Origin of the sequence: Pseudooceanicola aquaeponti (assembly GCF_050897975.1) — a bacterium.
In the GTDB taxonomy this organism is placed as follows: Bacteria; Pseudomonadota; Alphaproteobacteria; order Rhodobacterales; family Rhodobacteraceae; genus Pseudooceanicola.
Genome location: NZ_JBPAXY010000006.1, coordinates 273054 through 285748, shown reverse-complemented (window position 1 = coordinate 285748; position 12695 = coordinate 273054). Strand labels below are relative to the sequence as shown.

The window sequence follows — 12695 nt, the reverse complement described above, 5'->3', positions numbered from 1 at the left end:
GCAACCGCGCCGGGGGCGCGACGGGCCGCGATCTTTCCTGCGGCCAAAGATGTTAGGAAGCGGTTACAGGCCGCGCACATCAATTGGGCAATTCGGCCGGCGCGTCACCGGCACGCCTCGGGCGCAAAGGGCCGCGCAGAACGCAAATCGCCGCGCGATCGTCCCCCGATCGCGCGGCGCTGGCAACGGAACCGGCCGAGGTCCAGCCCGCTACAGAGAGGCCGCCCCAGCTGGGGCGGCGCTCAGAAGTTCATGATGAAGGCGGCCAGCAGGGTCTGGCTGTAGCTTTCGCCGCTCAGCCCCTGGTGACGCAGCACCGACAGGTCCACCCGGTTGCCGTTCATCTGCTGGCGCGAAACGCCCGCGCCGATCACCGCAAAGGTGCTGTCCTGGGTCAGGGCGTCCAGGTCGTTGACCACCTCATGTTCCAGGCCAAGGGTGAAGTTCGGCGCCCATTGCCCCGGCGCCACCTTCTTCTCGTAGCGCAGGTGCCCCCAGATCAGACCGTAGTCTTCGGTATCGCCCACAACGCCCGACGACGGCGCGCCAAAGCTGTTGGCGGTGGTTTCCAGATAGCTGCGCTGGAACAAGGCACCAAAGGCGGGGTGCATCACCCAACCCTGGGGCACCATGCCGCTGTCCTCGGCGGTGAAGGTGCCGACCAGTTCGGTTTGCAGATACAGCCGGTCGTCGCCCTGGACGTGTTGCAGAACCATGCCCGGGCCGATGTCCAGCGACAGATCCGTTTCGCCCCACGAGTACTCGGCGCGGGCGGACATGCCCCAATGATCGTTGAACTTCTTCAGCATGTCGAAGCGCAGGCCGATGCCTTCGCGCACCAGGGTGCCCGCCCCGATGATCTCGAGGTCGGTCTTCTCGACGAAGATCCCGGCGGCATACATGGTGTTGGGATCGGGGAAGGTCAGATACTGCGCCTCAAGCCGGGTGATCGGCCCGTCCATCTCGACCAGCTCATCGGCGCCATCGGCCAGGGTGCCGGTCAGGTTGAAGCGCAGGTAGGACTGCCCATCGGGCAGCGCGTGCATCAGGTTCAGCGGCACCACCAGCGAGGTGGCCTTGTCCTTGTAGCCCGACTGCGGCGCGCCGGGCTCATCGGCGGCACCGATCGCGGCGCGGCCGTTGCCCGAGCGGAACTGCACCGTGCCGAAGTAGTCGGCGTTGTAGTAAGAGGCCATCAGCCCTGCATTGCCCAGGTTGATCTGCGCCATCGCGCCCGGGGGCGGCATTCCGCCCGGCGGCATGGCCCCCGGCGGCGGGCCGTCCTGAGCCACGGCGCAAGATACTTGGGCCACGGCAAGCGCGGCGCCCCAAAGGGTGCTTTTCATGATGTCCTCCCAATCCACTCGACGCGCTCCGGCCTCCTCCTCGAGGCGGGTTACGCGGATGGGCTGAACATAGGGGCGGGATAGACCATTCGAAAAACGCATTGCATCAATCCCAGCCATTCACGGGAGTGATACAAAGAAGAATTCAGGTTCTGATTATTTCCCCCGGCCCGTCGGGCCTGCCGGGACCGTCGCGCGCGTCTCTGCCCGGGCCTCAGCGCGCGCCGGGGCCGTCCAGCAGATAGCGGCGCGCCATCTCGGCGGTCTCGGCGATCACCGCCTCGGCGGTCAGGGGCACGACATATTCGTTGCCCTCGTCCTCGAAGATCTGGCGCCAGACCAGGCCATAGACCATGCGGAAGACCATCTCGTGCCGGGCCGGATCCGGGCCCAAGTAATGGGCGAGGAAACCATGGAACAGCTGGCCGATCCGGCGCGAGCTTTCCAGGCCCCGCGCCCGCGACTCGGGCAGCGCCTCGCCCTGCATGACCATGCCGCGCAGCACGTCACGATGCGTGCTGGTGTGCTGGCAGAAGCGGCGCACCGCCTCCTCCACCGCCTGTTCGGGGGTCAGGGCATCGCCCGGCGCGAACAGTGCCGCCGCCTCCTCGTCCATCCGGTCGAGGATCGCGCTGTGGATCACCACGCTGGCGGTCTCCTTGTTGCCGAAGCGCTGATAGATCGCGCCGACAGAGGTTCCCGACAGCTTGGCCAGCTCCTGAATCGAGAAGCTGCCATCGGGGCTGCGGCGGATCAGTTCCGCCCCCGCAGAGACCATTTTCTCGAAGGATTTACGCGACCGCGCCTGAACCGGCTGAATGAATTGCTGCACCATGGGCGCAGGCTATCCAAGCGGCGCGACGGGGTCCATCTTTACAAATAAGAATCCGTATTCTAGTTTTTCCAGACCGCCAGAGGAGGCGGCTGGAGGAGACATCATGACAGAGACCTGGAGGCCCGGACGTCGGGTCGTGATCATTGGCGCGGGCCCCGGCGGCGTGTCCACCGCGCTGGCGGCGCTGAAACAGGGCTATGACGTGCGCCTGTACGAGCGCACCCCCGACCCCAAGCCGATCGGCGGCGGCGTGCTGCTGTCGGTGCCGGTGCTGGCGGTGCTGCGCCACTATGGCATCGACCTAGAGGGTTTCGGGTCTTACACCCGGACCGAGTTCCGCAATGCCCGCGGCAAGGTGCGCGCCAACCTGCCCTTCAACCCGCTGGTCGAGGAGAAGACCGGCATTCCGGGCTGGCACTACGGGATGCTGCGCTCGAACGCCTTCGCCAAGATGCTGGATCTGCTGCCCGAGGGGATCCTGATCCCCGGCCATGCCCTGGACCGCTATGAAGAGACCGGCGACACGGTCACCGCGTATTTCGAGAACGGCGAAAGCGTCGAGGGCGACATCATCATCGGCGCCGATGGCATCCGCTCGAAGGTGACGGAACAGGCCTTTGGCGATCCCGGTCTGTTCCACGTCGGCGTGCGGGTCTGGCTGGCCTGGTGCCCCCAGATCGAGGGCGTGCCGCCGAACCTGGGCGCGATCAGCCATTCGCGGCACAAGCAGGCGTCCTTCTTCCCGATGCTGCATGACGGCAAGCCCGGGTTCGAATGGTGGGTGGTCGAGAAATCCTCGCCCACGGCGCCGGTGCCCGAAAACGCCGAGGCCCATGTGCGCGCCATCGTCTCGGGCTTTGCCGACCCGCTGCCGCGCTTCCCCGATGCGACGGATTTCGCCAACAACATGTTCCGCTGGGAGGTCTACAACCGCCCCTCGCTGCCCGGCTACACCAAGGGCCGCGCGGCGGGCATCGGCGATGCAGTGCACCCGGTCTCGCCCTATGCCGCCTACGGGATGGGGATGGCCATCGAGGACGGCTATTACCTGATGCGTGCCCTGGGCGGGCAGGATCTGACGGCCCAGACGGTCAAGGCGGGCTTTGCCCGCTACGACGAAGAACGGGTGACCTATTGCAACCATCACGTCGAACTGGCGCGCAAGCTGGGCCGGATGTTCCACGCCCTGCCGACCCCGGCGGCGGTGCTGCGCGATCTGGTCTTCGACCACACGCCCTTCCTGAAGGTGACGATGGAAAAGGACTATCTGGCGGATTCCGAGGTGCAGACCCTGGCCCTGTCGGAACTGCACGTCGCCTGAGCGCGCCCTGCCGCGCCCATCTTCGGCCCCGTCCCGCCTGCCCGGCGGGGCGGGGTTTTCGCGTCAGCCCCGCGCCAGGCGGTGGCGGAGCCAGACCACCCCATGGTCCCGCGTCTGGGTCGAGATCAGCTCCAGCGCGCCCGCCGTAGTGGCGCCGCCGTGGTCATAGATCGCGGGCACCCCGCCCTGACCATCGACCACCGGATAGATCAGGGTGCTGGTCTCGTCGATCAGCCCGGCGGCCAGGAAGGCCCCGTTCAACTGCCCGCCCCCTTCCAGCAGCAGACGGTGCACCCCGAAGGCCGCCCCGATCCGCGCCAGCGCCGGGCCAAGTGCGTCCCCCTCGGGGCCCGAGAAGAAAACCGAGATGCCCATCCCGGTCAGATAGGCCACATGGGCGTCGGACACCTGCTCGGACAGCACCAGGACCAGGTGATCGCCCTCCAGATCCTCGCCCTCGGGGCGCAGGCGGCCCAGCCGGTCAAAGCAGATCCCCAGACGCCGCCCCGCCGCCCGCCCCGGCTGATCGGGGCGCGGGCGTGGGGTTTCGGAGATCCCAGGCGCGCCGGTCTGCATGAACTCGGCCATGGTGGCGCGCCCGACGATCCAGCCATCGGCAGCGATCTCGGCGGCGGCCTGATCGTAGATCTCCAGCAAGGTCTCTTCCGAGACCGGCCAGCGCTCGGTCGCCAGCCGCCCGTCCAGCGAGGTGATCATGTGGCAGATGATATGCGGAGGTGTCATGGGCGGCCCCTGTCAATGCGCACGCGGGACAGGCCCCGCGTCAGGGGTATCTAGGGCAGAAGGACCCGTGCGGACAGGGCCGCCGGGTTCTGACAGCGATGACCCCTGCTCATGAAACCGGGCCGGGGTTGGGGCGCGCGCGCCGCCTAGTCGCGCCGCTCGGCCCGCGGCTTTTCGCCCTGGTCCAGGTTGCCCGCCAGCTGGCGCATGACCCGCAAGAACACCTCCAGATCCTGCGGCGCGACGCCGTCCAGCATCTCGCCCTCGCAGCCCAGGGCGATGGCCAGGATCTGGTCATGGGTCGCCTGGCCCTTGTCCGACAGCCACCAGCGGCGCTTGCGGTCATCGGTGGGCGAGGCCTCGTAGGTGATATAACCGCCCTCATGCAGGGTCCGCAGCGAACGGCTGGCGGCGCCCTTGTCCATGCTGATCACCTCGCAGACGCGGTTGGCGGTGATGCCCGGCTCGATGTTCAGCATCGACAGCACCCGCCAGTCCGAGATGCCCAGGCCGAAGCGCGCCCGATAGATCGGCGAGGTGCGGCGCTGCCAGGCGTTGGAGACGACGTTGATCAGGAAGGGGGCATAGTTGCGGATGTCGATCACGGTGACCCCGTCCCGGTCCTTCACCGGGCTGGACAACCGCGCCGCCTTCCCTGCCGTGTCGTTCATCGCCTGCCTCTTCGTCTCAGATCCGCGTCAGGTCATATCCAATCGCGTCCAGGGTGTCACGGTCGGGCGGCAGATCGCGCAGCAGCTTGCGCGCCGTCATGTGAGTCTTGGCGTCGTTGACGCTCTCGACCGCCGACAAATTCGGCCCGTCAAAGCGCAGGATCGCGCCCGAGGGCGCGGTGACGGCAGCATCGGTCGGCTGGGCCAGGCCCGCGATCTGCAATTTCCAATCCGCCTGATCGGACCAGAACCAGGGCACGGCGGCATAGGGGCTGTCGTCGCCCTTCACCAGCCGCTTGGCGATGGCGCGGGCGTGATCGGTGGCGGCCTGCACGCTTTCCAGCCGCACCCGGCGGCCACGGCGGGCCTCGGGGAAGCTGGCGCAATCGCCCAGGGCCGAGATCGCGGGATCCGAGCTGCGCAGCTGCGCATCCACCGCGATCCCGTTGTCAAGGGTCAGCCCGGCGGCCTCGGCCAGTTCGGTATTGGGCAGGACGCCCGCCGCCAGCAGCACCAGATCGGCGGGCACCTGGGTGCCGTCGCCCAGGCACAGCCCCTCGCCCGTCACCTCGACCACCGGCTGGCCCAAGCGAATGTCGGTGCCCAGCTCGGCGTGTTTCTCGGTGAAACGGGCCGACATCTGGGGGGAAACGGCGCGGGCCATCAGCCGGGGCGCGGCCTCGGCCAGGGTGACCGGATAGCCCAGCCCCCGCGCCACGGCGGTAAACTCCAACCCGATGAAACCGCCGCCGATCACCGCAGGCGCCTTTGCCCCGGCCAGGGCGGCGCGCAGGCGTTCGGCGTCGGCCAGGCTGCGCAGATCCAGCGCCCGGGAAAGGCCGGGGATGGGCGGGCGCAGGTTGCGGGTGCCGGTGGCCAGGATCAGGTGATCATAGGCCCAGACCCGATCCCCCGCGCGGACCTGACGGGCGGCGCGGTCGATGCTGTCGATCCGGGTATCGCTGACTAGGTCGATCCCGGCCTTGTCGAAAAAGGCCTCGGGGCGCAGGGTCAGCTTGGCCGCCTCGCCGGTCTTCAGATAGGCCTTGGACAGCGGCGGGCGCTGATAGGGCAACCCCGGCTCGGCGCCGATCAGGGTGATCGGCCCCTCGTGGCCTTCCTGACGCAGGCTCATCGCGGCCTGAAGCCCGCCTTGGCCCGCGCCGACGATCACCACCCGCATCAGATCTGCTCTTCGGGCAGGTGGACGACCAGACCGTCCAGATCGGCGCCCAGGCGGATCTGGCAGGAGAGGCGCGAGGTGGGTTTCACCTCGGACGCCGCGCTGTCCAGCATGTCGTCCTCGCTTTCCGACCGGGTGCCCGTGCGCTCGATCCAGGCGTCATCCACGTAGCAGTGGCAGGTGGCGCACATCATCGAGCCGCCGCATTCCGCGACGATCCCGTCGATGCCGTTGGCGATGGCGGTTTCCATCACGCTGTCGCCCTCCGCGGCCTCCAGCGTGGTTTGGGTTCCGTCGTGGTCGATGAAGGTCACTTTGACCATTGGGGGGCCTCCTCAGGCGGGGATCAGTTTCAGGGGCAGCCGGTCGAGGGCGTGGATCGCGTTGTTCGGGCGCCAGACGGGCGTGCCGTCAAACTCGATCCGGGCGACGCGGGGCAGCATGGCGGTCAGCACGGCGGCCATTTCGCCGCGGGCGATGTTCTGGCCGACGCAGCCGTGGATGCCCGCGCCAAAGCCCATGTGGCCCACGGGCTTGCGGTCGATGCGGAAGGCGTCGGCATCGCCCCATTTCTCGGGGTCGCGGTTGGCCGATCCCAGGGTGCAGAGGATCTTCGTCCCCTCCTCGACCGGGAAGCCTGCAATCTCGGTCGCCTGACCGGCGGTGCGGCCGAAGGTATGGACGGGCGAGGTATAGCGCAGCACCTCTTCAATGGCCGGGCGCACCAGCGAGGGATCGGCGCGCAACCGGTCCCATTCACCGGGGTTCTCGGCAAAGCAGTAAAGGGCGTTGCCGATCCCGGTCACCGTGGTGTCCACCCCCGCCGACAGCAGCGAGCGGACCAGCATCGCGGCCTCGTCGGCGGTGATCGTGCCCTCGTCCGCATCGGCATAGATCATCGCGCCGATGCCGTCCGGGGTCAGCCGGTCGCGGGCGCAGGCGGCCATGATCCAGGGCGCGATGTCCTGGGTGCGCTCCAGCGCCTGGCGGCGCAGGCGGTTGTCGGGACCCATGGCGTTGAAGACGCAGGCGCCGTAGTCCACCAGCTTGCGCTGATCCACGTCGCGCAGGCCCACGGCACGGGGGAAGACCGAGACGGGGAAACGTTCGGCGAAATCCACCACGCCTTCGAGGCTGCCCTGAGCCAGGAGCGCATCCACCATCGCCTCGGCGGTCTCGGCGAACATATCCGCCAGGGTCTTCACCACCTTGGGCGACAGGGCGCGCGACATCACCCGGCGGGTGCGGGTGTGCTCGGGCGGATCGGCCTCGAGGATGATCGACGGCGGGCGCCAGGGCGGCACGACCTTGAAATCGCTCAGGCCGACGCCGCGCGACGACACGAAGGTCTCGTGATCTGTAAAGACCTTGTGGGTGGTCTCGTACTGGCCACAGGCCAGCACCGAGAAGCGCGGGATAAAGACAACGGGACCGCGCGCGCGCAGCTCGGCGTAATAGGGTGTGGGATCGGCCAGGATGGCCTCGTCGAAGGGGTCGATATCCCAGACCGGCATACCCGGGGGCGGGGTGATGCGGCGGTGGCCTTCGATCATCTCTGCGGTGGTCTCTTCCATGTCGGTCCTCCTCATGCCTCGATGCCGACACCCACATGGCGGTGCAGCAGCTCGGGGTTGTCTCTCAGCTCGGCCGCCGCCCCGTCAAAGACGATGCGGCCATTGGCCATCAATACGGCGCGGGTGGCGAAGCCGAGCGCCGCCTGCGCATGTTGTTCCACCAGAACGACGCTGCGGCGCCCGTCGCGGGCCAGATCCTCGAAGACCTGCATCAGCTGCTCGCAGATGACCGGCGCCAGGCCTTCCAGCGGTTCGTCCAGCAGCAGCACCTCTGGGCGGGTCATCAGGGTTCGGGCGATGGCCAGCATCTGCTGCTCGCCGCCCGACAGCTGCGCGCCGCCGTTGCGGCGCCGTTCCTTCAGCCGGGGGAAAAGGGCGTAGGCCTCTTCCAGGGTCGCATCGCCGCGCAGGGCGGCCAGCAGGTTTTCCTCGACCGTCAGCGAGGGGAAAACGTCGCGGGTCTGCGGCACCAGGCCCAGACCGGCGGCATTGCGGCGGAAGGGTTTCATCCCCTCGATGCCGCGCCCCTTCAGGCGGATTTGCCCGCCGTGCAGCCGGGTCAACCCCATGATCGTGGCCAGAAGCGTGGTCTTGCCCGCCCCGTTGCGCCCGATCACCGCCAGCCGTTCGCCCGCCCCCAGCGACAGGTCGATGCCGCGCAGCACATGGGTCGGGCCATAGCCCGCCGTGACGCCGGAAAGGTTCAGCACAGGATCAGCCATGGCCCGCCCCCAGATAAAGTTCGCGCACCTGGTCATGCGCCGCGATCTCGGTCGGCGTGCCCTCGGTCAGGATGTGGCCCGCGACCAGCACCACGATGGAAGAGGCCACGCGAAAGACCAGGTCCATGTCATGTTCGATCACCAGAACCGCCAGATCGGCGGGCAGCCGGTCGATGGCCTCGGTGATCAGATGGGTCTCGCTTGACGGCACCCCGGCGGCGGGTTCGTCCAGGATCAGGACGCGCGGCCGCAGGGCCAGGGTCAGGGCCAGTTCCACCAGCCGTTGCTGGCCATAGGCCAGATCCGCCACCGGGGTCTCGGCCAGGGGCGCCAGTTCGAACTGCTCCAGCAGCTCTTGCACCTCGGCCTCGACCGCCGCGTCGCCCTGGGCCCGGCGCAGCATCCGCCCGCCCAGCCCCTGGCGTTCCAGCACCGGCATCCGCAGGTTGTCGCGCACCGTCAGCGAGGGGAACAGCGTGGTGATCTGAAAGGTCTTGGCGATGCCAAGCTTGACCCGCGCCGCCTCGTTCAGGGCGCCGATGTCGCGCCCGTCAAAGCGGATCGTGCCGCCCGAGGGACGCAGGATGCCGGTCACCAGATTGGCGAAGGTCGACTTGCCCGCCCCGTTGGGCCCGATCAGCGCCTTGCGCGCCCCCGGCGGCAGGTCAAAGTCGATATCCTCTGACACCGTCAGCCCGCCGAAGCGCTTGGACAGCCCCCGTACCTCAAGCCCGTTCATCGCGGTCTCCTTTCAGCAGACGGGTCAGCGCGCGCGGCGCCGAGATCACCCCGGAGGGCAGGAAGAAGACCACCGCCAGCACCAGGGCGCCGATGACGAAAAGCCAGTTGAAGGGATCGTTGGCCGCCGCGGTGTGATGCACCCACATGAAGACGAAGGTGCCGATCACCGCGCCGTAAAGGCGCCCGGTGCCGCCCAGGATCAGCATGATCAGCGCCTCGGCGGACAGGGCAAAGGCGAAGGTCTCCAGCGAGACCAGCTGGGTGATCTGCGCGGTCAGCGCCCCGGCCACACCGGCGATGGCCCCGCCGATGGTATAGGCGGTGACCCGGCGGCGGTAGACCGGCGCGCCGATCGCCTCCATCCGCTGGGGGCTTTCATGGATGCCGCGCAGGGACAGGCCGAACGGCGAGCGCACCAGCACCGACAGTCCGGCAAAGACCAGCGCCGCCACGGCCAGGGCGTACCAGTATCCGGTCTGGCCGATGAAATCGAACTCGAAGAGGCCCAGCACCGGCTGCATCCGAATGCCGCGCAGCCCGTCGGCGCCGCCGGTGATGTCGCGGGCGCGGTTGGCGATCTCGGCGCAGATCTGCGCCACGGCGATGGTCAGCATGATCAGGGTCAGCCCCTGGGTGCGCATCAGCACCAGGCCCGAGACCAGGGCCAGCCCGGCCCCCGCGACACCGCCGACCAGCAGCCCGGTCACCGGATCGGCCCAGACGTGGATAGCGAAAAGGCCCGCCGCATAGGCCCCCGCGCCATACATCGCAGCCTGGCCCAGGGTCGGGATGCCCGCATAGCCCAGCACCAGGTCGATAGACAGGACCAGGACGATCATGATCACGATCCGGGTCACGAAGGCCAGGTTGTAGGGAAAGAGGAAGAACAGCGCGACCCCGGCAGCCAGCAGAACGAAAGGCAGGAAACGGCGCATCTCAGACCCTCCCCAGCAGGCCCTGGGGCCGGATCGCCAGCAGGGCGATGACCAGGGCAAAGAAGGTGATGGTGGCCATGTCAGGCAGCAGATAGCGGGCGGCGGTCTCGACCAGGCCCAGGCCCAGGGCGGCGGCAAAACTGCCGGGGATGGACCCCATGCCGCCCACGGCCACCACGATCAGGAACAGCACCATGTAGCGCAGCGGGTAATAGGCATCTATCGGCAGCAGTTCCGCGCCGAAGATCCCCCCCAAGGCCGCCAGCCCGGCGCCCAGACCGAAGGTCAGCATATAGATCCTCCCGGTGTCGATGCCGATCGCCGAGGCGGTGGCGCGGTTGTCCACCGCCGCGCGCAGGCGGATGCCAAAGCGGGTGCGGTCGATCAGCGCCCACAGGCCCGCGATCACCGCCAGCCCCAGGGCGATCACCACCAGCCGGTGCAGCGGCAGGGTGCGAAAGCCCAGGTCGACCGGCGCCGTCATGCCCTGGGGCAGCGGCACGTTCAGCAGGGTCGAGCCCTGCCACAGGTTGACAGAGGCGATCATCAGGAAGGTCAGGCCGATGGTGGCCAGCACCTGTTGCAGGTCGCCGAAGCCGTAGATACGGCGGTAGATCAGCCGCTCCAGCGGCAGGGCCAGGGCGATGGTGCCCGCCACCGCCAGCGGCAGCGCAGCCCAGAAGCCCAGCCCCAGATCCAGCGCCAGCCAATGGGCCAGGGCGCCGCCGATCATCGCAAAGCCGCCATGGGCCAGGTTGATCACCCGCATCAGCCCCATGGTCACCGACAGGCCGACCGCGATCATGAAAAGGATCATCCCGTAGGCGATCCCGTCCACGGCGATATTAAGCAGTAATGACATGATTTCATCCGATCCGGAGGGCCCCGCGGGCGATCAGCCGACCGCCCGCGGGGAAAGGATCACTGGTCCCAGCCGAGGTCGCCCACGGTGGCGATGATGCCCTTCTCGGCATTTTCCAGCAGGCCGGTCTGTGCGTTGCGCTCGACCTCGCGGATATAGACGTTCTGGATCACCGTGCGGCTGTCGGGGTCCATCTCGATGGGCCCGCGCGGGCTTTCCCAGGCCAGCCCCTTGGCCGCCTCGACCGCCGCCGGGCCATCGGTGCCCGCCGCCGCGATCATCTGGTACAGCAGATGCACCCCGTCATAGGCGCCGACCGAGGCCCAGTTGGCCACCGCGTCGGGATGCAGTTCCGCCAGCTTGGCCAGGAAGGCCTCGTTCTCGGGCGAGGGATGGGCGGCCGAATAGTGATAGGCCGTGGTCAGACCCAACCCCAGATCGCCGAAGCCTTGCAGGTTGGTCTCTTCCGTCTCGGCCGTGCCGAGGAAGCGGATGCCCTCGTCCTTCAGACCGTTCTCGTTATAGGTCTTGGTATAGGTGAAGGTGGGCGGGCCACCGGGCAGGAAGGCAAAGACCGCATCGGGGGCCTGATCGCGCACCCGTTGCAGGAAGGGCGTGAAATCGGTCGTCGACAGCGGCATCCGGATCTTGTCGACCACCTCGCCCCCCTTGGCGGTAAAGGCCGCCTCGAAGGCCCTTTCGGCGTCGATGCCGGGGCCATAGTCGGTCACCGTGGTGGCCACCGTGCGGATCCCCTGGTCATAGGCCCAGTCGGCCATCGGCGCCGAAACCTGCCACAGGGTATAGCTGGTGCGCAGGAAGAAGTCGCTTTCGCGGTTGATCGACGAGGTGGCGGCGTTGAAGATCACCGTCGGCGTTTCCGACTGCTCAATGATCGGCGCCACGGCCAGGGCATTGGGGGTAAAGGTAAAGCCCGCCAGGTAGTCGACCCGCTCGCGGATCAGCAGTTCCTGCGCCAGGCTGCGCGACTGGTCGGGGTTCGGCCCGCCCACGTCCTTGTAGATGAACTCGATCTCATGGCCCCCGGCACTGGTGCCGTGCAGGGCCTGATAGACCTCGATGGCCTGCTGGTACTGGGTGCCATATTGCGCGAAGGGCCCCGAGAAGGGGGTGATCACCCCGATTTTGACGGTCTCCGCCTGGGCGGCGGACAGGCTGAAGAGCCCCAGGGCAAGCCCGAGTGCTAGGTGGGTTCTGGTCATGTTTCCTCCCTTTGCGGCCCCTCCCAAGGCCGCTGCGTTTCCGGGCCTGCGATGCAGCCCCGTTCCGGCCCGAAGAGAACCTCCCCTCTGCGGGCCGCCTGGATCCCTTCCCCCCGCGACGCAGGGCAGATTGCGAAAGCCGTTCCGATTTCCTCCTGGGGAACGATTTCGCGGATCCATGCCGGTTGACGGATCAACCGACTTCAGGGTCCCCGAAGTCCGTTGTCATGTCAACTGGATTCTCAACCCGAAATACGGGCGGCCAGAGGAAGAGAGAATGTCATTTGAAATCAGCCCTCTGGACGGACCTTCGTCACGCACCAAGGCCCTGCCGAAGCCTGGGAAGGCCAGCAGCGCCCTGAGGCGGGCCGCCGCCTTTCACCGCAGACCGCGCGCCAAGGCACAGGTGCGGCGCGCCCGCCCCCAAAGGGAAAGGGACCCGGCCCGGGTCCCCAATTGCAATTGAACAGAAAGGGATGAGGAGCAGACCGCGAGAGGTGGTCTTTTGGCTGGTCGCTGCCTGCTCCTCTCGGCATGG

Annotated in this window: 13 protein-coding genes; 1 reads left to right on the top strand and 12 read right to left on the bottom strand. The window is 67.8% G+C overall.

From position 1 onward, the window contains the following. Positions 1–242: 242 nt before the first annotated feature. Together ACRARE_RS16295 and ACRARE_RS16290 are read right to left on the bottom strand one after the other, a co-directional pair. Positions 243–1346: a hypothetical protein gene (locus tag ACRARE_RS16295; RefSeq protein ID WP_432657513.1), complete on the bottom strand. Its 1104-nt coding sequence runs from the start codon at positions 1344–1346 to the stop codon at positions 243–245. A 214-nt stretch (positions 1347–1560) separates the two neighbouring features. Beyond that, positions 1561–2181, bottom strand: a complete 621-nt coding sequence (locus tag ACRARE_RS16290; RefSeq protein WP_432657512.1) for a TetR/AcrR family transcriptional regulator — start codon at positions 2179–2181, stop codon at positions 1561–1563. A gap of 103 nt (positions 2182–2284) precedes the next feature. Between ACRARE_RS16290 and ACRARE_RS16285 the strand changes: the two genes are divergently transcribed. Next, on the top strand, positions 2285–3502 hold the full coding sequence (locus tag ACRARE_RS16285) for an FAD-dependent oxidoreductase (protein ID WP_432657511.1): 1218 nt from the start codon (positions 2285–2287) through the stop codon (positions 3500–3502). A gap of 63 nt (positions 3503–3565) precedes the next feature. On the opposite strand, the gene ACRARE_RS16280 is transcribed toward ACRARE_RS16285, so the two are convergent. The 10 genes from ACRARE_RS16280 to ACRARE_RS16235 form a co-directional block, all read right to left on the bottom strand. Continuing rightward, on the bottom strand, positions 3566–4246 hold the full coding sequence (locus ACRARE_RS16280) for a dihydrofolate reductase family protein (protein WP_432657510.1): 681 nt from the start codon (positions 4244–4246) through the stop codon (positions 3566–3568). Between the two features lie 146 nt (positions 4247–4392). Then, positions 4393–4917, bottom strand: coding sequence for a MarR family winged helix-turn-helix transcriptional regulator (locus tag ACRARE_RS16275; RefSeq protein ID WP_432657509.1), 525 nt, complete (start codon positions 4915–4917; stop codon positions 4393–4395). Between the two features lie 16 nt (positions 4918–4933). Next, entirely contained in the window at positions 4934–6100 is a 1167-nt protein-coding gene (locus tag ACRARE_RS16270; RefSeq protein WP_432657508.1) for an NAD(P)/FAD-dependent oxidoreductase, read from the bottom strand. Next, a complete protein-coding gene (locus ACRARE_RS16265) occupies positions 6100–6423 on the bottom strand; it encodes a 2Fe-2S iron-sulfur cluster-binding protein (protein ID WP_432657507.1) in 324 nt (107 codons plus the stop codon). The genes ACRARE_RS16270 and ACRARE_RS16265 overlap by 1 nt, the downstream gene beginning before the upstream one ends. Before the next feature lie 12 nt (positions 6424–6435). Further along, on the bottom strand, positions 6436–7674 hold the full coding sequence (locus ACRARE_RS16260) for a cytochrome P450 (RefSeq protein ID WP_432657506.1): 1239 nt from the start codon (positions 7672–7674) through the stop codon (positions 6436–6438). Between the two features lie 11 nt (positions 7675–7685). Then, positions 7686–8396, bottom strand: a complete 711-nt coding sequence (locus ACRARE_RS16255; protein WP_432657505.1) for an ABC transporter ATP-binding protein — start codon at positions 8394–8396, stop codon at positions 7686–7688. After that, a complete protein-coding gene (locus tag ACRARE_RS16250; RefSeq protein WP_432657504.1) occupies positions 8389–9135 on the bottom strand; it encodes an ABC transporter ATP-binding protein in 747 nt (248 codons plus the stop codon). Before ACRARE_RS16250 ends, ACRARE_RS16255 begins: the two co-directional genes overlap by 8 nt. After that, on the bottom strand, positions 9122–10072 hold the full coding sequence (locus ACRARE_RS16245) for a branched-chain amino acid ABC transporter permease (RefSeq protein WP_432657503.1): 951 nt from the start codon (positions 10070–10072) through the stop codon (positions 9122–9124). Before ACRARE_RS16245 ends, ACRARE_RS16250 begins: the two co-directional genes overlap by 14 nt. 1 nt (position 10073) lies before the next feature. Continuing rightward, on the bottom strand, positions 10074–10934 hold the full coding sequence (locus tag ACRARE_RS16240; protein WP_432657502.1) for a branched-chain amino acid ABC transporter permease: 861 nt from the start codon (positions 10932–10934) through the stop codon (positions 10074–10076). Positions 10935–10993: 59 nt separating this feature from the next. Further along, positions 10994–12157 (bottom strand): ABC transporter substrate-binding protein, encoded by a 1164-nt coding sequence (locus tag ACRARE_RS16235; protein ID WP_432657501.1) that lies wholly within the window; start codon positions 12155–12157, stop codon positions 10994–10996. Positions 12158–12695: the final 538 nt, after the last annotated feature.

What these genes read in the sequence shown, in the direction of transcription:
- ACRARE_RS16250 (WP_432657504.1), bottom strand. Translation starts at nt 9,135, where the DNA reads ATGAACGGGCTTGAGGTACGGGGGCTGTCCAAGCGCTTCGGCGGGCTG.
- ACRARE_RS16295 (WP_432657513.1), bottom strand. Translation starts at nt 1,346, where the DNA reads ATGAAAAGCACCCTTTGGGGCGCCGCGCTTGCCGTGGCCCAAGTATCT.
- ACRARE_RS16255 (WP_432657505.1), bottom strand. Translation starts at nt 8,396, where the DNA reads ATGGCTGATCCTGTGCTGAACCTTTCCGGCGTCACGGCGGGCTATGGC.
- ACRARE_RS16275 (WP_432657509.1), bottom strand. Translation starts at nt 4,917, where the DNA reads ATGAACGACACGGCAGGGAAGGCGGCGCGGTTGTCCAGCCCGGTGAAG.
- ACRARE_RS16235 (WP_432657501.1), bottom strand. Translation starts at nt 12,157, where the DNA reads ATGACCAGAACCCACCTAGCACTCGGGCTTGCCCTGGGGCTCTTCAGC.
- ACRARE_RS16245 (WP_432657503.1), bottom strand. Translation starts at nt 10,072, where the DNA reads ATGCGCCGTTTCCTGCCTTTCGTTCTGCTGGCTGCCGGGGTCGCGCTG.
- ACRARE_RS16270 (WP_432657508.1), bottom strand. Translation starts at nt 6,100, where the DNA reads ATGCGGGTGGTGATCGTCGGCGCGGGCCAAGGCGGGCTTCAGGCCGCG.
- ACRARE_RS16260 (WP_432657506.1), bottom strand. Translation starts at nt 7,674, where the DNA reads ATGGAAGAGACCACCGCAGAGATGATCGAAGGCCACCGCCGCATCACC.
- ACRARE_RS16240 (WP_432657502.1), bottom strand. Translation starts at nt 10,934, where the DNA reads ATGTCATTACTGCTTAATATCGCCGTGGACGGGATCGCCTACGGGATG.
- ACRARE_RS16280 (WP_432657510.1), bottom strand. Translation starts at nt 4,246, where the DNA reads ATGACACCTCCGCATATCATCTGCCACATGATCACCTCGCTGGACGGG.
- ACRARE_RS16265 (WP_432657507.1), bottom strand. Translation starts at nt 6,423, where the DNA reads ATGGTCAAAGTGACCTTCATCGACCACGACGGAACCCAAACCACGCTG.
- ACRARE_RS16285 (WP_432657511.1), top strand. Translation starts at nt 2,285, where the DNA reads ATGACAGAGACCTGGAGGCCCGGACGTCGGGTCGTGATCATTGGCGCG.
- ACRARE_RS16290 (WP_432657512.1), bottom strand. Translation starts at nt 2,181, where the DNA reads ATGGTGCAGCAATTCATTCAGCCGGTTCAGGCGCGGTCGCGTAAATCC.